The sequence below is a fragment of the Mycolicibacterium aurum genome (genome assembly GCF_900637195.1).
Taxonomy (GTDB): Bacteria; Actinomycetota; Actinomycetes; order Mycobacteriales; family Mycobacteriaceae; genus Mycobacterium; species Mycobacterium aurum.
This window is the reverse complement of record NZ_LR134356.1, coordinates 2945864-2967825: the sequence shown is the minus strand read 5'-3', so window position 1 is coordinate 2967825 and position 21962 is coordinate 2945864. Positions and strand designations below refer to the sequence as shown.

Below are 21962 nucleotides of genomic sequence, written 5' to 3'. Positions count from 1 at the left end.
TCAGAACTGGGGGAGCCGGACCACCTGCACGAAGAACTCGTCGATCTGGCGGACCGCGTTCATGAACTGGTCCAGATCCACGGGCTTGGTCACGTAGGCGTTGGCGTGAAGCTTGTAGCTGCGCAGGATGTCTTCCTCGGCAGACGACGTGGTGAGCACGACCACCGGGATGTGGCTCAGGTTCGGATCGGACTTGATCTGTTCCAGCAGCTGCCTGCCGTCGTACTTTGGCAGGTTCAGATCGAGCAGGACGAGGTCCGGCCGCGGCGCGCCGACATACGCCCCACGCTGGTACAGGAAGTCCAGACCTTCCTCGCCGTCGTGAGCGACGTGAAGGGTGTTTTTGATTTTGTTGTGCTCGAACGCTTCCCGCGTGATCAGTTCGTCCCCCGGGTCATCCTCGATGAGCAGGACGTCGATGGCGCGTTCAGCCGGTGTCATGAAGTCGATCCTTCCAGCAATGTGGTCGCCGTGTCATCCGCATTGACAGGCAGGGTGAATCGGAAGCGGGTACCGCCGCTGTAGGACGTGTCGATCCAGATCGTGCCGCCGTGATGCTCGACGATCTTCTTGCACAGCGCCAGCCCGATCCCCGTCCCGCCGTACACGTCGCGGCCGTGCAGTCGCTGGAAGATCACGAACACCTTGTCGGAGAATTCGGGCGATATTCCGATTCCGTTGTCCGACAACGTGAAAGACCATGTCTGGTCGTCGCCGTCGACTCCGCGCTCGCATTCGATGACGATGCGCGGTGTCAAACCCTCCCGGCGGAACTTGACGGCATTGCCGATCAGGTTCTGCCACAGCATCGCCATCAGCGTCGGGTCACCCTTGACGGTGGGAAGACCGCCGGCGGGACGATCGATCACCGCGCCGGACTCCTCCACGGCGGTGGAGAGGTTCCCAAGAGCGGTGTCGAGCGCGGTGTCGAGGTCGATGTCGGCCTCGGTCGCGTTGAGACGGCCAACCCGGGAGAACGTGAGGAGATCGTTGATCAGGATCTGCATGCGCTTGGCACCGTCGACCGCGAAGCCGATGTACTCGGTGCCGCGCTCATCGAGCTGGTCGCCGTATCGCTTCTCCAGCAGCTGGCAGAACGACGCGACCTTACGCAGTGGTTCCTGAAGGTCGTGCGAGGCCACGTAGGCGAACTGCTCCAGTTCGGCATTGGAGCGCCGCAATTCCTCGGCCTGGATGTCGAGAGATTCGGTGGCGGCGCGGGACGCGTCGAGCTCTTCGACGATACGCTGGCGCATGTTCTCCACATCGCTGGCGATACGGCGGATGTCCTTCGGGCCCTGCGGTTGGATGCGTTCACCGAAGTTGCCCTCGGCGATGCGCTGACACGCCCCGGCCAGCACCGCCAGCGGCCGGACGAGAGCCCGGCGCAGCAGCAACGCCAAGACCGCGATCGTCAGCGCCAACGCGGCGAGCACCCCCGTCAGGATGCCGTCCCGCAGCGTCCGCATCCGGTCCAGGTCAGCAGCGGCGCCGTCGCGCGCGGTCACCAGATTGTCGTTCTGACGAGTGAAAAGACCACGCAGGCGGTCGAATTCGGCCTTGCCGACCTCGGTGAGCTCGAGGGAGATGGGCGCAGGGCGACCCGGCGTCACCTGGTTCATCGCCGGTTCCGCGTAGTTGGTGCGCCACAGAGCTGATGCCTGTTCGATCGCGTCGAGGTCGTCCAACAGGTGCGGGCTGCTCTGCTCCAGTTGCCGGAGTGAAGCCGAGACCTCCTGTTCGACCACCCGGCCGTCCTCGTAGGGGATGAGGAACTGCCGGTCCGCGGCGATCACGTAGCCACGCACCGCGGTCTCCTGATCCCGCAGAGCGGCCTGCAACTGATACGCCGCGACGCGCGAGGGCCCGATCTGTTCCACCAACTGCGACGTGATCTGGTCGGTACGGCTCAACAGAACCGCGACGGCGATGCCGGCACTGAGCACAACCAGGCCCATCACCGACAACACGACGTATTGCCAGCCCTGCACCGTCAGTTGGGCCGCGAGGTCACGACGCCTCTGGTGGGGGCGCGTCACGGCGTACCGATCCGTTCCACACGCACCACGGCGATGTCGTCGCTGATGCCACCGTGGGACTGCGCGCGCTCTTCGACGGCGTCGATGAGGGCGTCGACGAACTCGCGACCGGACAGGTAGGCCAGCGAGCGGGCCAGGTCGAGCAATCCGGCCTCACCGAGGCGCTCGTTGCCCCGGCCGATGTGTCCCTCGAACAACCCGTCGGTGAGCAGCACCAGTCCCTTCCCGGGAGGTAACTCGATGGACTGCGACTCCCACGCCCTGCCGTGCAGTCCCAGCGCCGGACCTCCGGCGGGCTCGACCCATTCGACAGAGCCCTCTCCGTGCAGCAGCATTCCGGGATGACCGGCGCGGACGGCGGTGATCATCGACCCTTCCGGAGGGATGCGCAGGCTCAACACGGTGGCGAAGATTCCCTTGCCGGCGCGTTCGGCGCGCAGGATCCGCTCCAGCTGGCGCATCCGGTCCGATCCGTGCAGGCCGGCGAAGGTCAGTGCCCGCCAGGCGATGCGCAGCGCCACCCCGAGCGCGGCCTCGTCCGCCCCGTGGCCCGCGACGTCCCCGATCATCACGTGCACAGTCCGGTCCGGCATCTGCACGAAATCGTAGAAATCTCCGCCGAGCAGCGCGTTCTCCCGGCTCGGCCGGTAGGAGCTGACGATCTCCACGCCGGGGTTGTCGAGCAGCAGCGGGGACGGAAGCAGCCCGCGTTCCAGGCGGGCGTTCTCCCGCGCCCTCAACTGGCTGGCATGCAGATCCACCGCGGTCAGCTCCGCGCGTTTACGTTCGATCGCGTAGAGCACGGCGCGCCGCAACACCTCCGGATCCACCCTGTCCTTGACCAGGTAGTCCTGCGCGCCGGCCGAGACCGCCGACACGCCGACGTGCTCGTCGTTGAGGCCCGTCAGCACCACGACGGGGATGGTCGCGTCCTGTTGCGCAATCCGGTTGACGCCGTCGATTCCGTCGGTGTCGTGAAGATGGAGGTCGAGCAGGATGCAGTCCGGCCTGGAGACCGCGATCTGTTGTTCGGCCCGCGACATCGACTCCGCCCACACGACGTCGAAGTTCACGCCGGCGTCGGCGATCAGTTCTTCGACCAGGATTGCGTCGGCACGATCGTCTTCCACCAGGAGCAGTGACAACGTTTCGCTGTTACTCGGGGCAAGCATCTTCCCCCGCACCCCCGTTGGCGCGCGCGCCTCGCGCGGGCCGTCGTCTTCGATTGGCAATGTCAGGAGGATACCCGGCCAGGTCACACCCGCCGGACAGGGCGCCCCGCGGCGTTGCGCGCCGCGGTCTCCGCGGTCTCGCTGGTAACCTTCGACCGGTCGCCGGTCCACCTGAGGGGGAGGCGGCACCGCCCCAGACGTCGTCTTTCCGCGGAGAAGGCGTGGGGACAGTCACCGATGACACCGCTTCACATTTTGACGAAATGAGTCGTGTGCGTACCGGAGAGATCAGAGCCCTGTCCGGCTTGCGCATCGTCGCCGCCGTATGGGTCGTCCTCTTCCACTTCCGGCCGCTGCTGGCCGAGGCATCTCCGGGCTTCAGCAGCGCACTGGCGCCGGTGCTCAATGCCGGCGCCCAGGGCGTCGACCTGTTCTTCATTCTCAGTGGTTTCGTGCTGACCTGGAATTACCTCGATCGGATGGGGGAGTCCTGGTCGGCGCGCGACACCCTGCGTTTCCTGTGGCTGCGCCTGGCGCGCGTGTGGCCGGTCTACCTGGTGACCATGCACCTGGCTGCCGCATTCGTCATCTTCACGCTGTACGTGGGCCGATTCCCGCTGCCGCCGCCGGTCATCGAGTCGATGAATGCCCTTAATTGGCTCAAGCAGGTTCTGCTGGTGCAGTTGTGGTTCCAGCCCTACTTCGACGGCTCGAGCTGGAACGGTCCGGCATGGTCGATCAGCGCGGAATGGCTGGCCTATCTGCTGTTCGGCGGGTTGATCCTGATCATCTTCCGGATCGCCGCAGCAACCAGGGCGCGCGGACTGATCTGGCTGGCCGTTGCCGCTGCTCTCTGCCCGACGCTGCTCCTACTGACCCACGGCGTCTTCTACACGCCGTGGAGTTGGCTGCCGCGCATCGTCATGCAGTTCCTGGCCGGTGCGCTGGCCTGCGCGGCGGTACGCAAGCTCGTACTGTCCCAGCGGGCCAGAACTGCCGCCGGGTTGACGTCGCTGCTTCTGGGCGTCGTCATCATCGGCGGGCTGTATCTGCTCGATGCCTACCCGCCGGGGGACATGCTCGACTCCGGCGGCCTCGTCGACGTCCTCTTCGTTCCGTTCGTGATCACGCTGTCGGTGGGGGCGGGCACGCTTCCGGCGTTGCTGTCCACCCAGGTCATGGTGTATCTCGGCCATATCTCGTTCGGCCTGTACATGGTGCACGAGATCGTCCACATGGCCTGGAACTGGGCGATATTGCAGTTCGGGATTCTGCTGACGCCGAGCTGGTGGGCCAAGTTCGTGGTTCTCGGCCTGGTCGTGCTGGCCACAGTGCTGGCTGCGGCGCTGTATCACGGCGTGGAGGAACCGGCCAGGCGCTGGATGCGGCGCATGATCGAGCCGAAGGGTCCGCGTTCGGCGCAGGCGGTCGACGCGCCTGCTTCCCGGTTGCAATCGGTCGCCGCGCGGGCGGGTTGACGATCGCAGCGCGGCGAGTCGAGAGGCGTGAGGACACCACCGCTTCTAGGCTGATGCAGTGAGTCGCGTTCTGACAGTGGTGCTTTCCCTGGTGGCGGTTTTCAGCTCGGTGCTCGTGCCCGTACCCGGTGTCCAGCAGCGCGAGGTGCGGCACACCGATTTCGCGGTGAACCGGGTCGCCGTGGTCAGCGACTCCTACACCACCGGTAGTGATCAGGGCGGCAACGGCCCCAAGGGATGGGCGCCCCAGGTCTGGAACGCCCTCGCCGACCACGGCATCGGGGTGACGCCGACGATCGCCGCCGAGGGTGGTGCCGGCTACTGCACGCGGGGCAATCGCGGGAGCGTGTTCGAGGACCTGACGGTCAGGGCCGTCAAGCCCGACGACGTCCTGGTGGTGTTCTTCGGATCCCGCAACGACATGCAGGTGGACCCCACACGGCTGTCGGTGGCGATGTACGGGACCTTGAAGCTGGCCCGCCGGATTGCGCGGTCTGCCGAGTTGCTCGTGATCGGCCCGGCGTGGCCGACGGCAGACCCGCCGCCGGAGATACTGCGGATACGCGACGTGCTCGGATATCAGGCCGACCTTGCCAAGGCGACGTTCGTTGACCCGATCGCTGCGCGGTGGTTCGTCGGCCGACCCGAGTTGATCGGTGCGGACGGGGTGCATCCGACCGATGAGGGGCACGCCTACATGGCCGCCAAGATCGCCCCGCTGATCAGTTCGAGACTGCACCCGTTCTGAGCGCGAAAAAGGGGCGCCCGGTGTACGGGCGCCCCTTTTCCAGTCGCTCGGGCTGTTACGTGTCGAGTCCCTTGCCGACGTCGTAGCGATCGGCGTCGAGCACCTTGGCGAACGCCGCGACGAAGTCCCTGACGAACTTCTCCTCCGCGCCGCTCTCCGCGTACACCTCGGCCCACGCCCGCAGCTGCGAGTTGGAGCCGAAGACGAGGTCGACGCGGGTGCCGGTCCACGTCTGGGCGCCGCTGTCGCGGTCGGTGCCGACGTAGGTGCCGTCATCGGCCGACGACGGCTCCCACTTCGTGCTCATGTCGAGCAGGTTCACGAAGAAGTCGTTGGTCAGCTGACCCGGCCTGTCCGTGAAGACACCGTGCGTCGATCCACCGAAGTTGGTGCCGAGCACCCGCAGACCGCCGACCAGAACAGTCAGCTCCGGTCCGGACAGGCCCAGCAGGTTCGCGCGGTCGACGAGCGAGAACTCCGCGGGAAGGACGTTGCCCTTGCCGAGGTAGTTGCGGAATCCGTCGGCCTTCGGCTCCAGGTAGGAGAACGACTCGACGTCGGTCTGGTCCTGGGTGGCGTCGCCGCGGCCCGGCGTGAACGGGACCGTGACGTCGAAGCCGGCGTCCTTGGCCGCCTTCTCGACACCGACGACGCCGCCGAGGACGACCAGGTCCGCGAAGGAGACCGTGATTCCGGACGACTGCTGGATCTCCTCGAGCTTGCGGATCACCTGGGCCAGCTCGTCGGGCTCGTTGGCCTCCCAGCCGAGCTGCGGCTGCAGGCGGATCCGGCCGCCGTTGGCTCCGCCGCGCTTGTCGCTGACGCGGAACGACGACGCAGCCTTCCATGCCGTCGACACAAGCTGCGAGACAGAGAGTCCCGACTCGGCGATGGCGTTCTTCAGCGTGGCGACGTCGGCGTCGGTGAGGGTGGGACCGGCGGGTACCGGGTCCTGCCACAGCCAGGTCTCCTTCGGGACCAGCGGCCCGACGTAGCGCACGACCGGGCCCATGTCACGGTGCAGCAGCTTGAACCAGGCCTTGGCGAACTCCTGGGCGAGCTCCTGCGGATGGTCGAGCCAGCGGCGGGTGATCTTCTCGTAGATCGGGTCGAACCGCATCGCGAGGTCCGAGGTCAGCATCGACGGATGGGTCTTGCCGCCGCCGAACGCCTCCGGCACCGAGTTCGCCCAGCCGCCGTCTTTCGGCCGCCACTGGTTGGCGCCCGCCGGGCTCTTGAACAGCTCCCACTCGTTGCCGTACAGGATCTCCAGGAAGCTGTTGTCCCACTTGGTCGGAGTGTGGGTCCAGATGACCTCGAGGCCGCTGGTGATCGCATCCTTGCCGACACCGGTGCCCTGCGGGTTCGCCCAGCCGAGTCCCTGCAGCTCCAGCGGAGCGGCCTCGGGTTCCGGGCCGACCAGCTCGGCGTCGCCGTTGCCATGCGTCTTGCCGAACGTGTGGCCTCCGACGATCAGCGCGGCCGTCTCGACGTCGTTCATCGCCATCCGGCCGAACGTGTCGCGAATGTCGATGGCCGAGGCCAGCGGATCCGGATTACCGTTGGGGCCTTCGGGATTGACGTAGATCAGACCCATCTGGACCGCGGCGAGCGGGTTCTCCAGATCGCGCTTACCGGTGTAGCGCTTGTCGTCCAGCCATTCCAGCTCGGGGCCCCAGTACACGTCCTCCTCGGGTTCCCAGCGGTCCTCGCGGCCGAACGCGAAGCCTGCGGTCGAGAAGCCCATGTGCTCGAGGGCGCGGTTGCCTGCGTAGACGATCAGGTCGGCCCAGGAGAGGTTCTGGCCGTACTTCTGCTTGACCGGCCACAGCAGACGGCGGGCCTTGTCCAGGCTCGCGTTGTCGGGCCAGCTGTTCAGCGGGGCGAAGCGCTGCATTCCGGCGCCGGCGCCACCGCGGCCGTCCTGGACGCGGTAGGTGCCTGCGGCGTGCCAGGCCATGCGGATGAAGAACGGTCCGTAGTGGCCGAAGTCGGCGGGCCACCACTCCTGCGACGTGGTCATGATCTCGTCGACGTCGCGGGCCAGCGCGTCGACGTCGACGGTCTGTACTGCGGCGACGTAGTCGAAGCCCGGGTCGAGCGGGTTGATGACGTCGGGGTTCTTCTGCAGGATCTTCAGGTTGAGCTGGTTGGGCCACCAGTCGCGGTTGCCGCCGCCTTCGACGGGTGCCTTGACGCGACCGAACCCTGCGGGGCAACCACCTTCGGTCTGGTCGGTCTGGGCCTCTCCAATCGGCGGGCTGTCTTCAATGGGGCGATCGTCGGGCACAGCGACTTCCTTCCGTGTGGTGAATTGGGACTGTGATCACGGTTGTGATCGGGAAATCTCCTCGGCGGAGCCCTCGGGAGCCGAACACTCGGGGCAGATGCCCCAGTAGACGACCTCCGCCTCGTCTACCACGAAGCCGTCGAGGCTGCCGACGGGATCGGCCGGAACGAGGCACGGCGCTTCACCGACGGCGCAGTCGACGTCGGCGATGGCGCCACAGGATCGGCAGACGACGTGGTGATGGTTGTCGCCGACCCGCGATTCGTAGCGGGCGACCGATCCCGACGGCTGGATCTTTCGAACCAGACCTACCGATGTCAGCGCCGCCAGCACGTCGTAGACGGCCTGCCGCGACACATCGGGGAGCGCGCGGCGCACCGCGCTGAAAATCGTGTCGGTGTCGGCGTGTGGATGCCCTGCGACGACGTCCAGGACGGCTATCCTCGGACGGGTCACGCGGAGGTCCGCGCCGCGAAGTATGTTCGCGTAGTCCGAGGTCACACCGCAGTTCTACCTCCTTGTCTGGACTGAGTCAAGAATTAATCGGGGCGATTACAGGACCCTGTTAGGGTGCCTGCGTGATCCGAAACGTGGTTCTGGCCAAGCTCGTGAACGGCTACGACGCCGACGAGGTGACAGCAATCCAGGACGGGCTGCGCAACCTGCAGACTCCGGGGACGGTGCGCTACACGATCGGGACCGACGCGGGCCTGCGCGACGGAAACTGGGACTTCGTCATCGTCGCGGACTTCGAGGACGTCGCCGCCTACCGCGCCTACGACGACGACGCCGCGCACAACGCGCTGCGGGCCCGGCTCGCGCCGTTCGTCGACCAGATCGCGCGGGCACAGTTCGAGATCGCGGACTCCTGACGCGCAACCTCACCGGCTGTTGCGCACGGCGGTGAGGACAAGTTAACCCGTTCGGAAAACAGCGCGCAGCCGGGCGTTACTGGGGAGGGCCACCCTCTCGAAATGAGTATGTTCGACCAGATCGGCGGACGCCCGGCTGTCACGGCGGCTGTCGACGATCTCTACCGCAGAGTGATCGCCGACCCCGCACTGAGTCAGTACGTCGACGGCATCGACATGAAGGCCTTGAAAAGCCACCAGCGTTCCTTCATCGCGGCAGCCATCGGCGAGCCGGATCCCTACCTCGGAGCTGTGACGCGAGAAGGCTACGCGTACTCGAACATTCGGCCTGAGCACTTCGACCGGGTGGTCGAGCACCTGATCGACACCCTCAGCGATCTCGGCGTGAGCCCGTCGGTCATCGAGGCGGTCGGCGCCCGGCTGGCTCCGCTGCCGGCCGAGGTCGTGAGCCCAGGGACCTCAGCGCGCGCCAGCTGACCGTGCCGCTACGCCGATCGGGTGTAGCGCTGCACGAAGGTGCGAAGGATCGCCATCGGGTGGGTCACCGATCGTTGCCTCGCAGCCTCTTTCAGAGATTCCGCGGTCTCCGGGGCAAAGTATCCGTAGGTCTTGTAGACGTCGATCCGCGTGCAGATCCCGGTCAGATCGAGCTCGGGATGGAACTGGGTCGCGTACACATTGGTTCCCACCCGGAACGCCTGCACCGGACAGTCCGCGGACGTCGCGAGGCGCGTGACGTGCGGCGGCAGAACCGAAGCTGCCTCCTTGTGCCCGCCGTAGGCGTCGAACGTGTCGGGGAGTCCGGCGAACAGCGGATCCTGGCGACCCTCTGCGGTCAGCGCAACGGTTAAACCGCCGACCGGCTCGGGGTGTGATCGGTCGACCACCGCCCCGACCGTCGCACCCAGAGTCCCGACGCCATAACAGCAGCCCAGGAACGGAAAGTCTCGTTCCACCACCTCGGCCAGCAGGCCGGCCAGTTCCGTCTCGACGCGGACCTGGGTCGGCGACTTGGCGACACGTTCGTCGCTGACGTTGTAGGGCCCACCGCCCAGGATGATCCCCGACCAGTGCGACAGATCGATGTCGCCGAGTTCCCGATGGGTCAGCCGGATTCGGTGCATGCCTGGCTCGTCGAGGCCGGCGAACCGCATCATCGCCCCGTACTCGTCGTCGGCGGCTTCGTCCTCGCCGCGGATCGACAACAGCAGAAAAGGGGCGTCGGCCACCGCGTAAGACTATCGACCGCCTCGATCACCCGGATGCGCGGTAGACCACCATCTCGCGTGAGAGCACCCGGCGTATCCGCGGGTCACGACTGCATGCCACCGCGAACACCGTGAGCAGAACCCAGCTGAGCATTGCGCTGGCGAGCACCATTGTGAAGGCCGCCCAGGCGCCGCCGGCCAACTCCGTGGACGCCTTGTACTTGGCCCACAACCGCCAGTAGATCATCAGGTTCACCGTCAGGCCGACGCCGTAGGACAGGGCGAACGACAGCAGAAAGGGACGCCAGGTGCCGTCCCGCAGTCGAGCGGACACGGGCTCGTGGCGGAGCGGAAAGACGACGGAGAGCACGTTGCCGACTCCCAGCCAGATGAACACCATCGTCACCAGCTGATCGATCATCGGCACCGGATTGACGTCCGCGGTGATCGTGAGAAACGCGACCACGGGCAGGCCCGCCAGGGTCACCAGAGCCGCCATCGCGAGATTCTTCGACACCAGGATCCGCCACAGCGGCGTGCCGCTCTGCAGCATGGCGCGCACCCGCTCGGCCTCGAAGCACAACGCGTTGGTGCAGATGACGCTGCCCACCACAGCCGAGAACAGGTACAGCGTGAGCCGCCCGGCGTCGTCGTACCTGGTCAACCCGGTCAGGTGATAGAAGGTGACCAGCGACATCGCGATCGCGAGCGTGATGACGACGCGGGCGAGGATCGCGCGGGGCCGGTCGGCCAGCAGGTGGCGCATTTCGCCGGCGACGGGACCGCCCAGAGAACCGACGTGGCGTCCCCAACCCGCGACGGCCCGGCTGCGGGCCGGCTCCCCGGCCGCTTCCGATGTCGCGCGCCGGGATTCGGCGACGGCGATGACGGCCTCGGCCACCGCTGCACGGGCAAGGCTCACCGCGACAACGGCATTCGCGCGTGCCTGATCCGGTGACGTGGGGGTGCCGCGCTCCACCGTCCGGGCGGCGCGGTCGTGTGCCCGGCCACGCCAGTGCGGGTCCGCCGCGGCGGCGGCGATATCGGCGCCGATGGACATCGTCGCGAGCTCCGTGCGGGCCTGCTCTTCGGCCCGGAACAGGGCTGCGTCGTCGTCCCAGTCGGCGGCCGCCGCGGACGCACCGAGGCCCCGGAGGGATTCGGCGAGGTGGCGGAGCTCGTCGATCGGCATGGCGCTCACTCAATCACGTCCAAGCCGGATAGCCGAGATAGGTTTGTCGGACAGTGAGAACACTCATCGATTTCGACGACGCACCGGTATTCGCCGTGCCGACTGCAGCGGGCCTGCGCGAAGGCGTGCTGCTGGACGGACCGCAGGGCTGGGGCGAGTTCAGCCCGCCCGCCGGTGCCGACGACGCGCTGGCCGCGCGCTGGCTCACCGCGGCGATGGAACCGAGCACGGTCGGATGGCCCGACGCGGTGCGCGGACGGGTGCCGGTCTCCGACGGACTTCGTCCCGTCGTCGAGGTGGATGATGTCGCTGCAGCTGTCGACGCGATCATGCGCGTGGCCGACGACGTCGAGCTGGTGGAGGTGATCTGCCGCAGCTGCGACGACGCCAGGTCGGTGCGCCGGCTCGTGGACGTGCCCGTCGCCGTCGACGCGGCCCTGCTCGCGGTCGACCCGCAGTGCGCCGACGTCGCCGTGCTGCGCTGCGGTGCGCTCGGGGGAGTGCGGCGTGCACTACGTCGCGCCGAAAAGCTCGGACTACCGGCGGTGGTGAATTTCACCGGAACCACCAGCATCGGGCTGGCCGCCGATGTCGCACTCGCCGCGGCACTGCCGGACCTGCCGTTCGCCTGTGGCCAGGTACCCGAGTGGCTACGCGACAGTGACGTCGTTTCGTCGCCCCGGTCCCTGGTCCCCAGCGACGGTCACCTTCCCGCCGCGCCCATGCCCGCCGCACCCGACCCGGCGCGGCTGGCCCGGTTCGCCGTCACCGACCCGGACGTGGTCGGCCGGTGGCGCGACCTCCTGCACCGGGCCGCCGCGCTGATCTGACAGTGACCGGAAAACTCAGTCCTGCTTGCTGATCAGGCGGGTCAGAGCAGCACGGTCGGGGGCGAGGAGCTCGTCGATCCGCGCCTGGTTCACATCGGCGACGATGATCTCGCCGACCTCCTGGTAGACGTCGCTGAAGATCCCGTGCGACTTCATCTTCTCGGTCTGATAGATGTTGTCCTCGGTCGGCGTCACGTAGTAGACGATCTCCGCCTTGAAGCGGTGGATGAGCCACAGGTGGATCACGTCCATCAGCCGCTTCTGACGCAGTTGCTCGGCGAAGGTGTTCTGATCGCGCACGGTCAGGATGCTGCGACCGTGCCGGTCCTTGATCGGGTCGACGACGACGTTGGCCAGCGGCTCCTCCCCGTCACCCAGGATCTGCAGATCCAGCACGTCCGAACCGGCCCGCCGGGGCCGCAGCTGGACGTGCAGTCGCTCCGGCAGCTTGTTGTGTTCGCTCCACAGCGCCAGCCATTCCTCCAGCAGTTTCTTCGGCACTTCGGTCTGCACGAGGTGCTGGTGCTGCGTCGAACCTTTGCCCATCGACTTCGTGGTTGCCGTCCGGCCCGACGACGCCGCCAGCGCTGCGTCGCTGCGCGGCCCGCCGACCAGGGTTTGCGGTGTGCGATAGGGGGATTCGACGAGTCGCATCTTGCGTTGCAGACGCGCCAGCGCGAGCATGCCCTCCTGTCGTAGCGAGGTGGCGAACTCCTCGGACGCGACACCGTCGACCTGGTGGCCGCCGTAGGTGATGAAGTTGAAGACGAACCCCATCTTGCCGATTTCCTCGGGGAAGGCCCGCATCTCCTCGTCGGTCATCCCGGTGGTGTCCCAGTTGAACGACGGAGACAGGTTGTAGGCGAGCATCTTGTCGGGATACACCGCGTGGATCGCATCGGCGAACTGCTTGGCATCGGCCAGGTCGGCGGTCTTGGTCTCCATCCAGAGAATATCCGCGAACGGCGCGGCCGCCAACGACTTCGCGATCGCGTACGGAATGCCGCCGCGCACCTGGTAGTAACCCTCCGGCGTCTTGACCCGTTCGCAGTCCCACGCCACGTCGGCGCCGAGCTCCTTGGCCTTCTCGCGCGCCGTGTACAGCGGCGCCCGCTCGGCGAATGTCCGCCAGTCGGCGACGCTCATGCCCGAGGGTTCGCCTTCGCGCTCCCGGAATTCCAGCAGTTCGGCGACGGCCTCGCCGTAGGTGTTCAGGCCGGCGTCGTCCTGCCACGCATCGACGAACTGATTCTCCACCTTGTCGAACGCGGCGTCGACGGACGATTCCGTTCCGTCCTGCCAGGCCGCGGCCGTCTGGTCGATCAGGGCCAGCACGCCGTTGCGCTCCAGCCAGGCCTCGGCGGTCGCGTATTCGCCGTCGGGCAGCGCATACAGCAGGTGGCCGTTGAGCTCGGTGACGCCCTTGTCGTAGAACCGCCGCACCATCGCCAGGAAGCACGACTTGTACGACGGGATCTTCAGGTTGGTGGCGCCGAGCAGGAACGGCTGATCCCGCTCGTCGGCGCGGCTGTCGATCAGGTTCGCCGCCTCGGCGTCGGTCCGGGCAACGATGATCCCGGGCACCCGCATGATGTCGAGCTGGAAGCGGGCGGTGTTGAGACGCTTGATCTGTTCGTCGGACGGCACGAGTACCTTGCCGCCCTGATGGCCGCACTTCTTGGTCCCGGGGCGCTGGTCCTCGATGTGGTACCCGGGCACGCCGCTTTCGACGAAACGCCGGATCAGGTTGCGCACGTGAGGATCACCACCGTGACCCGTGTCGGCATCGGCGATGATGAACGGCCGGTAGTCGTACGCCGGCGTCGTCTTGAGCTGTGCCTCGTTCATCTGCAATCGCAGGTACTGCTGGTTGCGGTCGGCGGTCAGCAGTGCGCGCACGATGCTGGCCGCTTCCTCGGGTACCTGGCTCAGCGGATAGCTGGCGAGGTCGGGTCCTGGGTCCTCGCTGATGGATCCCTTGGCCGACGTGGCCCAGCCGCCGAGATAGATCCCCTCGATCCCCATACGTTTCATCACGACGGCCTGGCCGGGGGAGTAGGGGCCGAACGTCGTGATGCTCCTGCCGTTGGCGTACAGCTCGCGCAGATGCGGGAAGAACGCCGTCGCCGCCTCCCGCGCGACGGGATAGTCGACGGGGATGGTGCCACGCTGCTCGGCGACCTGCCGCGCGGTGTAGAGGCGGATGATCCCGTCGAACCTCGGGCTGTCGAAGTAACGCTGCGTGTCGGCGACATCCCGCTCGAACGGAGTCTGGGGCTGGAGGTCAGCTTCGATGATGGCCATCGGCCAAGCCTACGGCGCGGGCCGGGTGGGGGGGAGGGAATAGCCGGGGCTATTTGGTGCCGAAGAACCGGTCGCCGACGTCGCCGAGGCCCGGCAGGATGTAGCCGCGCTCGTCGAGCTCGCGGTCCACCGCGGCGGTGTAGATCGGCACCTCGGGATGCGCCTCCGCCATCGCTGCGATCCCTTCGGGGCAGGTCAGCAGGCAGACGAACTTGATCGACTTGGGCTGGCACTCCTTGAGCCTGTCGACCGCGGCGACCGCCGAGTTGCCGGTGGCAAGAAGCGGGTCCACCACCACCACGTCGCGCTCCCGCAGGTCGCCCGGCATCTTGAAGTAATACTCCACGGCCACAAGTGTTTTCGGATCCCGGTAGAGGCCGATGTGACCGACCCGCGCGGACGGCACCACCTCCAGCATCCCGTCGAGGATGCCTGTGCCCGCCCGCAGGACCGACACGAACACCAATTTCTTACCGTCGATGACGTTGCCGGTCGTGGATTCCATCGGGGTTTCGACCTCGATCTCGTCGAGCGCGATATCACGCAGCACCTCGTAGGCCATCATCGCCGATACCTCGCGCACCAGTCGGCGGAAGCTGTTGGTGGACGCATCTTTTCGTCGCATCAGCGTGATCTTGTGCTGCACCAGGGGGTGGTCGACCACATGGATCCCGCCCGGCTGCGGACTGTCGGCCATCAGAAGACCGTACCGTCGCTGGCCACGGACAGCGGCGGCAGACCGTCGCGCAGCTGCCGCGCCGACGCGCGCCCGGCTGCCCAGGTGCCGCCTTCGAGGACACACGCGAGCGGCATGCGCTGCGCATCCGCGCCCAGCAGGTCGCGGACCAGCGGAGCCAGCTCGTCGAGCAGTGCCACCGTCAACGCCCGCCACTCGACCACCGGCTCGCTGTCCGGCGTCCAGGTCTGACTGCCGACGCCCGGGTCACGCAGCCGCAGCGCCCCGCTGTCGAGAAGCAGACCCCCGTTGCGGTATTCAGGCAGACCCGTGAGTTCGTCGATGCCGCTCACCTCCACCCCGGCCCACACGAACGGCTCGATCAGTGAATAGGTCAGCCACTGGGACAGCTTGTGCAACGGCAGCCAGCCCGCTGTCAGCCCGGGTCCCGGGACGGCCTCGTGACGCCAGCAGTCGCCCAGCGAGATGTCGTCGATCATGTTGCGGGAAGGCCAGATCGGGGAGAACGAGGTGAGCAGGCGCACCAGGATGTCGTGGGCGTGCACGGTGCCGTCCCCGGCGAGGCCGTCGAACACACCGCCGGGCCTGCCGTGTGCGCCGAAGACATCGGGCGCGGCCGCCAGCGTGTCCCCGAGGTGGCGCATCAGCGTGACGCGGCCGGACAGGCCGACCAGCGGGTTGTCCGGCCTCACCTGCAACACGGCGGCCAGGCGCTGCTCGGTCAGTGTGCGTAGCCCCTCGGCGTCCACCCGCAGCGGATGGTCCGCGTCGCTGGAGAACGCGCCGTCGACGAACCCGTGAAAGCTGGCGACACCCAACCCCTCCGAGCGGCTGAACGTGGCGCGCGAGTCCGCGCGCGTCTCCACGTATTCCCACTCCGCGCCCGCACCGGCGTCCAGCAGCACGCTCACCACGGTCAGGTCGATCATCGCCTGCGCCCGCTCCCGCTCGTCGGCGTCGCCGAGAAGCCGCTCGAGCTCGGCTTTGCGGTCGACCCCGCCGGCCTCGAAATGGCGCCACCTGCTGTGGTACGGAATCACCAGGTCGGGATAGCGATCTCGCGTGACGGCCGCGACCTGGTCAGCGGCGGCGGCCACCCCGCCGTCGTCGACGGTGAACCACCGGGACTCACCGGCCCGCGCCCGCTCGAGCAGCTGCACCGACCGTGCCCGCACCGCAGCGGTGCTGCGCAGCAGCCTCGCGGCGTCCTCGGGGCGGGAGGCGTCGAGCTCGGTGCCGGCGATGCCCGCGCCGACCGTCATGGCAATCTGCGCTTCGCGCAAGCGTTCGTCATTGCTACTGCAACCCCCGGCCTTTGGCTTTCTTCAGCTCCTCGACGTCCGGCACCACACCGGGGGTGTAGTACCCGGCCGCGGTCTTGGCGTCCATCTCGACCTGCGCGTCGGCGGGGATCAGCTCGTCGGGAATCGACACCCGCTCGCCGACCTCGATACCCGACCCCGTGATCGCGTCGTACTTCAGGTTGCTCATCGACACCAGCCGGTGAATCTTGGTGACACCCAGCCAATGCAGCACGTCGGGCATGAGCTCCTGGAACCGCATGTCCTGCACACCCGCCACGCACTCGGTGCGGGCGAAGTACCGATCGGCGGTGTCGCCGCCGACCTGGCGTTTGCGCGCGTTGTAGACGAGGAACTTCGTCACCTCGCCCAGTGCGCGGCCCTCTTTGCGGGAGTAGGCGACCAGGCCGACGCCGCCGCGCTGGGCGCCCTGGATGCATTCCTCGATGGCGTGGGTCAGGTACGGCCGGCAGGTGCAGATGTCGGACCCGAACACGTCCGAGCCGTTGCACTCGTCGTGCACGCGGGCGGTCAGCTCGACGGCGGAGTCGGACAGGTGCCGCGGGTCGCCGAAGATGTAGAGCGTCTGGCCGCCGATCGGCGGGAGGAACACCTCGAGGTCCGAGCGGGTGACCAGCTCGGGGTACATCCCTCCCGTCTCCTCGAAAAGCACTCGGCGTAAGTCGTTTTCGCTGCACCCGAAGCGCTCGGCGACACCCGGTAGGTACCAGACGGGCTCGATAGCGGCCTTGGTCACCTGCGCGGCGCCGGTGGCCAGCAGGACACGTCCGTCCGGCACCAACCGGCCCTTGAAAATCGCCTCGTGCACCTCGGGCAGGATCACCTGCGCCTTGGTCACCGCGATGGTCGGACGGACGTCGATCCCCGCGGCGATGTGCGCCCCGAAGGCATCGGCGACCAACGCCCCCCACGGGTCGAGGCTGACGATCGCCGCGGGATCCGCCCACTGCGGGTGGGGACCGATGACATCCGTCGGCGAGGTGTCGGTGAGGTCGGCACGGTGTTCGCGAGAGAGCTTTCCTGCGGCGACGGCCAGCGCGCGGTAGACACCGTAGGCGCCGCTGTGGGTGCCGACGACGTTGCGATGGGCCCTGGTGGTGGTGGTGCCGACGACCGGGCCTCGCTCGGCAGCGGTGGGTGCGCCCCAGCGGAGCGGGGGAGCGCCGTCTCCTGCGCTGTGCGACGTGAGCCTGATGTGCCCGCCCGCGGACCTGGGGGGTGGCGGCGCGGCGGCATCGGCAGGCATGACCCTCCTCCTCGGTGGAAAGCCGCCAGCATAGTCAGTGCGGGGCCGATGCGCCGGGAACGACCAGCCCCACTCACACCGGCCACTCCTCCCGCCGGAGGGCCGCGTCGAAGAACATCCACTCGTAGCGGGCGGTCGTCACGAAATGTGCTCGCGCTGCGGCCTCGTCGCCCGGCGTGAGCGTCGGCCCGGTGCGGTCGGCCAGTGCCAGCACCTCCGTGACGGTCGCCGCGAAGTCGTCGCCGCCGTAACTGTCGATCCAGCGCTGGTAGCGCGGATCCGTCGAGCCCCGCGAGAGCAGCTCGGCGCCGACCTCGGCGTAGATCCAGTAGCAGGGCAGTACCGCCGCCAACCCGTCGGCGAAGCTGCCTCCGTACGCGGTGGCGAGCAGATAGCTGTTGTAGGCCTGCGTGGTGGGCGACACCGGCGCGGCGTCGACGGACGCGACGGACAGCCCCAGCGCAGGCAGCAGCTCGCCGTGCAGTGCGAGTTCGACGTCGAAGACCTCGGCCGCGTGCCTGGCGAACATGGCCGTGTCGGCCAGCGTCGGCGCCTTGGCCGCGACGAGGGCCAGCGCCCGGGCGTAGGTGCGCAGGTAATGGACGTCCTGGGCCACGTAGCCGGCGAACGCATCGGCATCCAGACTGCCGTCGGTGAGCCCGGTGACGAACGGGTGGGCGATGATCGCGTCGAACGTCGGCGCGATGTCCGTCCACAACGATGTCGACCACGACCCTGAGACGTTCGGGCCGATGCGCGGGGCCACGCTCATACCGGATTCCTCCTCGCGATGAGTATTCGGCGGTCGGTGGGTCAACACCATGACCCGAGACCGAGATCAACTGCCGGAGGCTGACTGTAATGACTGACACGACCGCCATGCCGCCCGTGGTCGACGCCGACACCTGGCGCACGGCACTTGCCGAGCTCCGCGCCCGCGAGAAGGCCGCGACCCGCGAACTCGATGCCATCGCGGCGCAGCGACGGCGCCTGCCGATGGTCGAAATGCCCGACTACACGTTGATCGGCGCCGACGGCCCGGTCCGCCTGGTGGACATCTTCGACGGCCACGCTCAGCTGATCGTCTACAACCACATGTGGCGCGACGGTGCCGAATGGCAGTGCGGCGGGTGTACCGGTTACACCTCTCAGTTCACCCGGCTGGACTTCCTGGCCAATTACGATGCCCGGTTCGTGATCGTCACGTCGGGGCCGATCGACGAAGCCCTGGCCTATCGGACCAAGGTGGGTAACACGATGGACTGGTACTCCTCATCGGAGAGCCCCTTCGCCGCCGACGTCGACGCCGCGCCCAACACCGGGTTCGGTGTCAACGTCTTCTTGCGTGACGGCGACACCGTGTACCGGACCTGGCACACCAACGGCCGGGGGACCGAGCAGCTCAGCCACACGTTCCCGCTGATCGACGTCCTGCCGTGGGGCCGCCAGGAGGAGTGGCAGGACTCGCCGGACGGCTGGCCGAAGAGCCCGACGTATTCGCGGTGGCTGGACTCGCCGGACGTCGCGCGCCTGTACGGGACATAGCCCCGGCGCGACGGTCACCTGCGCGCTTGGCAGACTGTGTCCATGGCACAGATAACTTTGCGTGGAAATCCGATCAACACCGTTGGTGAGCTGCCCGCTGTCGGATCGGCGGCACCCGGCTTCACCCTCGTGGGCACGGACCTCGGCGTCGTCGGTGACGACCAATTCCGCGGTAAGCCGCTGCTGCTCAACATCTTTCCGTCGGTGGACACACCTGTGTGTTCCGCCAGCATCCGCAAGTTCAACGAGTCTGCGGCGTCGGGCGGCGTGACGGTGCTCAACGTGTCCAAGGACCTGCCGTTCGCGCTGAAGCGATTCTGCGGCGCCGAGGGAATCGAGAATGTCACCAGCGCGTCGGCGTTCCGGGACAGCTTCGGTGACGACTACGGCATCTCCATCGTCGATGGTCCGATGGCCGGCCTGCTCGGACGGGCGGTGGTCGTGGTCGGAGCGGACGGCAATGTCACCTACACCGAGCTGGTGCCCGAGATCGGTCAGGAGCCCGATTACGACGCTGCGTTGGCCGCACTGAGCTCGTGACGCGCGACACACCATAGAGGGCGACGCGCCGGGGTAGGTCACCGTTCGGTTCCGGTCCCGCATCTCCTTGATTCAGCGTCCTGCGACGACATCAAAACGCCACTTCGGGTGGTGTAGAAGTGGTCATAGTGACTGTTGTTAATCAATGAGTTCAGCGTCTGTGAAGGCGCTGGCGGCTGGAAAGCAGGAAGTGCAATGCGACGCGTCTTCGTCTTGGTGATCGGTCTCGCCCTCTTGTTGGCGACGCCAGGTCTGGCGACGGCCCAGCCTGGACGCTCGGCGACAAACCAGAAGGCGGTCGAAGCCGTGATCGCCCGTGCCCTGTCCCAGCGAGGGGTGCCCTTCGCCTACGGCGGCGGCGGCGCGTCCGGCCCGAGCAAGGGGACCGTCGCGCTCCCGGAACCGGAGCCGTCGCCGGATCAGGCCGAGGTCGACGCTCAGTCGCTGGACCTTGCGCCCGGCCTGAACCTGCCTGGCGTCACGCCCGACCTCGGCATCCCGGCGCCCGCCCCGGCGCCGCGGATCGAGGTGGTCGGCTTCGACGCATCCGGCCTGATGGTCTACGCCTATGCCGGCGTCGGGGTGAAGCTGCCGCGGAGCTCGGGCGAGATGTACAAGGTGGGCCAGAAGGTCGTGCCGTCGCTGGCGCTGCCCGGCGATCTCATTTTCTACGGCGACGAGGGCACCCAGAGTGTGGCGCTGTTCATCGGCAACGGCCAGATGGTGGAGACCACCGATTCCGGCGTGGCGGTGTCGCCTGTCCGCACCAACGGGATGACCCCCTACCTGGTCCGCATCATCGCCTGAGATCCGGTACTGACGCCGACGTCTTTCCTATCGAAAGCACTTTGGCCGCAAAGTCTTTCACTCGCGCACGCCGCGCAACGGAGCCGCCGACCGGCCCTCGATAGCAAACGCTTTCGGGGCCCGTCGGCGGCATCTGCGTTTTCGGGTATCGGGTTCGCCACGGCAGGAAGAGTGACCGAGGTCACCACAGGTTCTCCGTGCGAGCTGCGCCATGACCAAGCCGCCGGCCGTTGCGCGGCGGCGGTGCGCGGACGTAGGCCCCAGCTACGAGTTTTACTGAAATATTGTGGGATTGACAGGTGTGGATTAATCTCCCTTTCGCTACACAAGTCAACATCCAGTTCCCATGGACCGTCCCAGTAAAGGACCCAAGTGCGCGGAATCCTCGCTGCGGCCGGCGCCGCAACGGTTGCTGCAATGAGTGTCGGTGCCCCGCCGACGTACACCTTGACAGCAAATGTCCTCACGCTTAACGGCTACACGTTCGGTGGCGCCATCGACGGGGACATGGAGAACATTTTCAACGGCGCCTACTGCTCCGAACAGTCGGGTAATTCCTGCTCAGAGGTCCGTTACCTCGACGGAGCGCCGGAGGTGCCGGCAGAGATCACCGGCCTCATCGCCTTGCAGTGGGCGCTCGCGACGACGCCACCGCCGACGACGGTCCTCGGGTACTCCCAGGGTGCGACCATCGCGTCCAACTGGATCAAGCAGAACGCCGGTAGCGTGTTCGCGCCCTCTCCGGACAATCTGTCATTCGTGCTGGCCGCCAACCCGCAGCGCAAGTACGGCGGGATCCGGAGCGACCTCGGCATCGACACTCCTACGCCGGACAGCCAATACTCCGTGGTGGACATCGCCATCGAGTACGATGGCGCCGCGGACTTCCCCGACAACCCACTGAACATCCTCGCCGTGGCCAATGCGCTGGCAGGTTTCCAGTACGTGCACATTTTCGGCTACGCAGATGTGGATCTCGAGACCGCCGAGAAGCTCACGTGGGTCGACGGCAACACCACCTACGTGCTGATCCGCAGTGAGAACATTCCGCTGCTGCAGCCGCTGCGCCTCCTCGGACTGACCGAGCTGGCCGACTCGCTCAACGCCCCACTGAAAGCGATCATCGACAAAGCCTACGACCGCAACTACCCGGGCCTCGTCGAGAGCGCCACCACAGGTTCGGTCGCACAACAGCTTTCCGCCTCCACCGACGCCGAGGCGACCGACGGGACCTCCGGTGTGCAGACTGCGTCGCTTGACGTGCAGCCTGCCGCGAGCACCCGGACAGGCAGACACGCCAAGGTCGATACCGACGAGCTGGACTCCGAAAGCAGTTTGCCCACAGTCGATCTCGACGAGCCGTCGCTGGACTCCGACGAGGACTCGGACGGACTCGACGGCGAGGCGATCGACGAGGACACAGCAGCCGACGACACGGACGCCACCGACGACACGGACGGCACCGACGACGACGCCGACACCGAGTCGTCCGCCGCTGCCGAGTCATCCTCGACTCCCGGGGCGAACTCAGACTCGGATCCGGGACCGGGCTCAGAGTCAGGCTCGGGCTCGGATTCGGATTCCGGCGGGGGCAGCTCGGACGGCTGATCGGCCAACGGGCACATACCGCCACATTCCCTGCTGTGCAACGTGATTGCCTCCACCGCTGCGG

The 21962-nt window shown here is 67.2% G+C and carries 21 protein-coding genes; 9 read left to right on the top strand and 12 right to left on the bottom strand.

Annotated features, from left to right (window positions below; translation table 11 throughout):
* The 3 genes from EL337_RS14185 to EL337_RS14175 all read right to left on the bottom strand — a co-directional run bounded on the left by EL337_RS14185 (position 1) and on the right by EL337_RS14175 (position 3211).
* Complete coding sequence (locus EL337_RS14185; RefSeq protein ID WP_048634537.1) at positions 1 to 441, bottom strand: response regulator; 441 nt, start codon at positions 439 to 441, stop codon at positions 1 to 3.
* Positions 438 to 1958, bottom strand: coding sequence for a sensor histidine kinase (locus EL337_RS14180; RefSeq protein ID WP_083443240.1), 1521 nt, complete (start codon positions 1956 to 1958; stop codon positions 438 to 440). Before EL337_RS14180 ends, EL337_RS14185 begins: the two co-directional genes overlap by 4 nt.
* A 77-nt stretch (positions 1959 to 2035) precedes the next feature.
* Positions 2036 to 3211, bottom strand: coding sequence for a PP2C family protein-serine/threonine phosphatase (locus tag EL337_RS14175; RefSeq protein WP_048634556.1), 1176 nt, complete (start codon positions 3209 to 3211; stop codon positions 2036 to 2038).
* Between the two features lie 263 nt (positions 3212 to 3474).
* Between EL337_RS14175 and EL337_RS14170 the strand changes: the two genes are divergently transcribed.
* Both EL337_RS14170 and EL337_RS14165 read left to right on the top strand, forming a co-directional pair.
* Positions 3475 to 4689, top strand: coding sequence for an acyltransferase family protein (locus EL337_RS14170; protein WP_048634535.1), 1215 nt, complete (start codon positions 3475 to 3477; stop codon positions 4687 to 4689).
* A 58-nt stretch (positions 4690 to 4747) separates the two neighbouring features.
* Positions 4748 to 5437, top strand: coding sequence for an Rv0518 family GDSL lipase (locus EL337_RS14165; protein WP_048634534.1), 690 nt, complete (start codon positions 4748 to 4750; stop codon positions 5435 to 5437).
* Between the two features lie 55 nt (positions 5438 to 5492).
* Here the strand turns inward: EL337_RS14165 and katG are convergent, their stop codons facing one another.
* Both katG and EL337_RS14155 read right to left on the bottom strand, forming a co-directional pair.
* Entirely contained in the window at positions 5493 to 7727 is a 2235-nt protein-coding gene (gene katG, locus EL337_RS14160; RefSeq protein ID WP_048634533.1) for a catalase/peroxidase HPI, read from the bottom strand.
* A gap of 36 nt (positions 7728 to 7763) precedes the next feature.
* Positions 7764 to 8228: a Fur family transcriptional regulator gene (locus EL337_RS14155; protein WP_048634532.1), complete on the bottom strand. Its 465-nt coding sequence runs from the start codon at positions 8226 to 8228 to the stop codon at positions 7764 to 7766.
* A 77-nt stretch (positions 8229 to 8305) separates the two neighbouring features.
* On the opposite strand from EL337_RS14155, the gene EL337_RS14150 reads away from it, so the two are divergent.
* Positions 8306 to 8599: a Dabb family protein gene (locus EL337_RS14150; RefSeq protein ID WP_048634531.1), complete on the top strand. Its 294-nt coding sequence runs from the start codon at positions 8306 to 8308 to the stop codon at positions 8597 to 8599.
* A gap of 102 nt (positions 8600 to 8701) precedes the next feature.
* A complete protein-coding gene (locus EL337_RS14145; protein WP_048634530.1) occupies positions 8702 to 9076 on the top strand; it encodes a group I truncated hemoglobin in 375 nt (124 codons plus the stop codon).
* An 8-nt stretch (positions 9077 to 9084) separates the two neighbouring features.
* Here the strand turns inward: EL337_RS14145 and EL337_RS14140 are convergent, their stop codons facing one another.
* Positions 9085 to 9828 (bottom strand): glutamine amidotransferase, encoded by a 744-nt coding sequence (locus EL337_RS14140; protein ID WP_048634529.1) that lies wholly within the window; start codon positions 9826 to 9828, stop codon positions 9085 to 9087.
* 25 nt (positions 9829 to 9853) lie between these two features.
* The gene (locus EL337_RS14135) at positions 9854 to 10999 is read right to left on the bottom strand and encodes a hypothetical protein (RefSeq protein ID WP_048634528.1); all 1146 of its coding nucleotides are present in this window, start codon (positions 10997 to 10999) and stop codon (positions 9854 to 9856) included.
* A 53-nt stretch (positions 11000 to 11052) separates the two neighbouring features.
* Here EL337_RS14135 and EL337_RS14130 point away from each other — a divergent pair, with 53 nt between their 5' ends.
* Positions 11053 to 11829 (top strand): enolase C-terminal domain-like protein, encoded by a 777-nt coding sequence (locus EL337_RS14130; RefSeq protein WP_048634527.1) that lies wholly within the window; start codon positions 11053 to 11055, stop codon positions 11827 to 11829.
* Positions 11830 to 11844: 15 nt separating this feature from the next.
* On the opposite strand, the gene aceA is transcribed toward EL337_RS14130, so the two are convergent.
* From aceA to tenA, 5 genes are all read right to left on the bottom strand, one after another.
* Entirely contained in the window at positions 11845 to 14133 is a 2289-nt protein-coding gene (aceA, locus tag EL337_RS14125) for an isocitrate lyase ICL2 (RefSeq protein ID WP_048634526.1), read from the bottom strand.
* Between the two features lie 49 nt (positions 14134 to 14182).
* Entirely contained in the window at positions 14183 to 14830 is a 648-nt protein-coding gene (upp, locus tag EL337_RS14120; RefSeq protein ID WP_048634525.1) for a uracil phosphoribosyltransferase, read from the bottom strand.
* Positions 14830 to 16092 carry a URC4/urg3 family protein gene (locus tag EL337_RS14115; protein WP_048634524.1) on the bottom strand — a complete coding sequence of 421 codons (1263 nt, stop codon included), beginning with the start codon at positions 16090 to 16092 and terminating at the stop codon, positions 14830 to 14832. The genes upp and EL337_RS14115 overlap by 1 nt, the downstream gene beginning before the upstream one ends.
* 34 nt (positions 16093 to 16126) lie before the next feature.
* Positions 16127 to 17398 carry a GTP cyclohydrolase II gene (locus tag EL337_RS14110; protein ID WP_048634523.1) on the bottom strand — a complete coding sequence of 424 codons (1272 nt, stop codon included), beginning with the start codon at positions 17396 to 17398 and terminating at the stop codon, positions 16127 to 16129.
* 73 nt (positions 17399 to 17471) lie between these two features.
* Positions 17472 to 18170 carry a thiaminase II gene (gene tenA, locus EL337_RS14105; protein WP_048634522.1) on the bottom strand — a complete coding sequence of 233 codons (699 nt, stop codon included), beginning with the start codon at positions 18168 to 18170 and terminating at the stop codon, positions 17472 to 17474.
* Between the two features lie 89 nt (positions 18171 to 18259).
* Between tenA and EL337_RS14100 the strand changes: the two genes are divergently transcribed.
* From EL337_RS14100 to EL337_RS14085, 4 genes are all read left to right on the top strand, one after another.
* Positions 18260 to 18943 (top strand): DUF899 domain-containing protein, encoded by a 684-nt coding sequence (locus EL337_RS14100; RefSeq protein ID WP_048634521.1) that lies wholly within the window; start codon positions 18260 to 18262, stop codon positions 18941 to 18943.
* Between the two features lie 42 nt (positions 18944 to 18985).
* Complete coding sequence (gene tpx / locus EL337_RS14095) at positions 18986 to 19483, top strand: thiol peroxidase (RefSeq protein ID WP_048634520.1); 498 nt, start codon at positions 18986 to 18988, stop codon at positions 19481 to 19483.
* A gap of 195 nt (positions 19484 to 19678) precedes the next feature.
* Positions 19679 to 20290, top strand: a complete 612-nt coding sequence (ripD, locus tag EL337_RS14090; protein WP_048634519.1) for an NlpC/P60 family peptidoglycan-binding protein RipD — start codon at positions 19679 to 19681, stop codon at positions 20288 to 20290.
* A 417-nt stretch (positions 20291 to 20707) separates the two neighbouring features.
* On the top strand, positions 20708 to 21898 hold the full coding sequence (locus EL337_RS14085; RefSeq protein WP_232786888.1) for a PE-PPE domain-containing protein: 1191 nt from the start codon (positions 20708 to 20710) through the stop codon (positions 21896 to 21898).
* Positions 21899 to 21962: the final 64 nt, after the last annotated feature.

Excerpts from the sequence above, each read along its gene's own strand:
- aceA (WP_048634526.1), bottom strand. The coding sequence starts at position 14,133 with ATGGCCATCATCGAAGCTGACCTCCAGCCCCAGACTCCGTTCGAGCGG.
- EL337_RS14135 (WP_048634528.1), bottom strand. The coding sequence starts at position 10,999 with ATGCCGATCGACGAGCTCCGCCACCTCGCCGAATCCCTCCGGGGCCTC.
- tpx (WP_048634520.1), top strand. The coding sequence starts at position 18,986 with ATGGCACAGATAACTTTGCGTGGAAATCCGATCAACACCGTTGGTGAG.
- EL337_RS14110 (WP_048634523.1), bottom strand. The coding sequence starts at position 17,398 with ATGCCTGCCGATGCCGCCGCGCCGCCACCCCCCAGGTCCGCGGGCGGG.
- EL337_RS14115 (WP_048634524.1), bottom strand. The coding sequence starts at position 16,092 with ATGACGGTCGGCGCGGGCATCGCCGGCACCGAGCTCGACGCCTCCCGC.
- EL337_RS14100 (WP_048634521.1), top strand. The coding sequence starts at position 18,260 with ATGACTGACACGACCGCCATGCCGCCCGTGGTCGACGCCGACACCTGG.
- EL337_RS14175 (WP_048634556.1), bottom strand. The coding sequence starts at position 3,211 with ATGCTTGCCCCGAGTAACAGCGAAACGTTGTCACTGCTCCTGGTGGAA.
- EL337_RS14145 (WP_048634530.1), top strand. The coding sequence starts at position 8,702 with ATGAGTATGTTCGACCAGATCGGCGGACGCCCGGCTGTCACGGCGGCT.
- tenA (WP_048634522.1), bottom strand. The coding sequence starts at position 18,170 with ATGAGCGTGGCCCCGCGCATCGGCCCGAACGTCTCAGGGTCGTGGTCG.
- upp (WP_048634525.1), bottom strand. The coding sequence starts at position 14,830 with ATGGCCGACAGTCCGCAGCCGGGCGGGATCCATGTGGTCGACCACCCC.
- ripD (WP_048634519.1), top strand. The coding sequence starts at position 19,679 with ATGCGACGCGTCTTCGTCTTGGTGATCGGTCTCGCCCTCTTGTTGGCG.
- EL337_RS14180 (WP_083443240.1), bottom strand. The coding sequence starts at position 1,958 with ATGGGCCTGGTTGTGCTCAGTGCCGGCATCGCCGTCGCGGTTCTGTTG.
- EL337_RS14085 (WP_232786888.1), top strand. The coding sequence starts at position 20,708 with ATGAGTGTCGGTGCCCCGCCGACGTACACCTTGACAGCAAATGTCCTC.
- EL337_RS14185 (WP_048634537.1), bottom strand. The coding sequence starts at position 441 with ATGACACCGGCTGAACGCGCCATCGACGTCCTGCTCATCGAGGATGAC.
- EL337_RS14170 (WP_048634535.1), top strand. The coding sequence starts at position 3,475 with ATGAGTCGTGTGCGTACCGGAGAGATCAGAGCCCTGTCCGGCTTGCGC.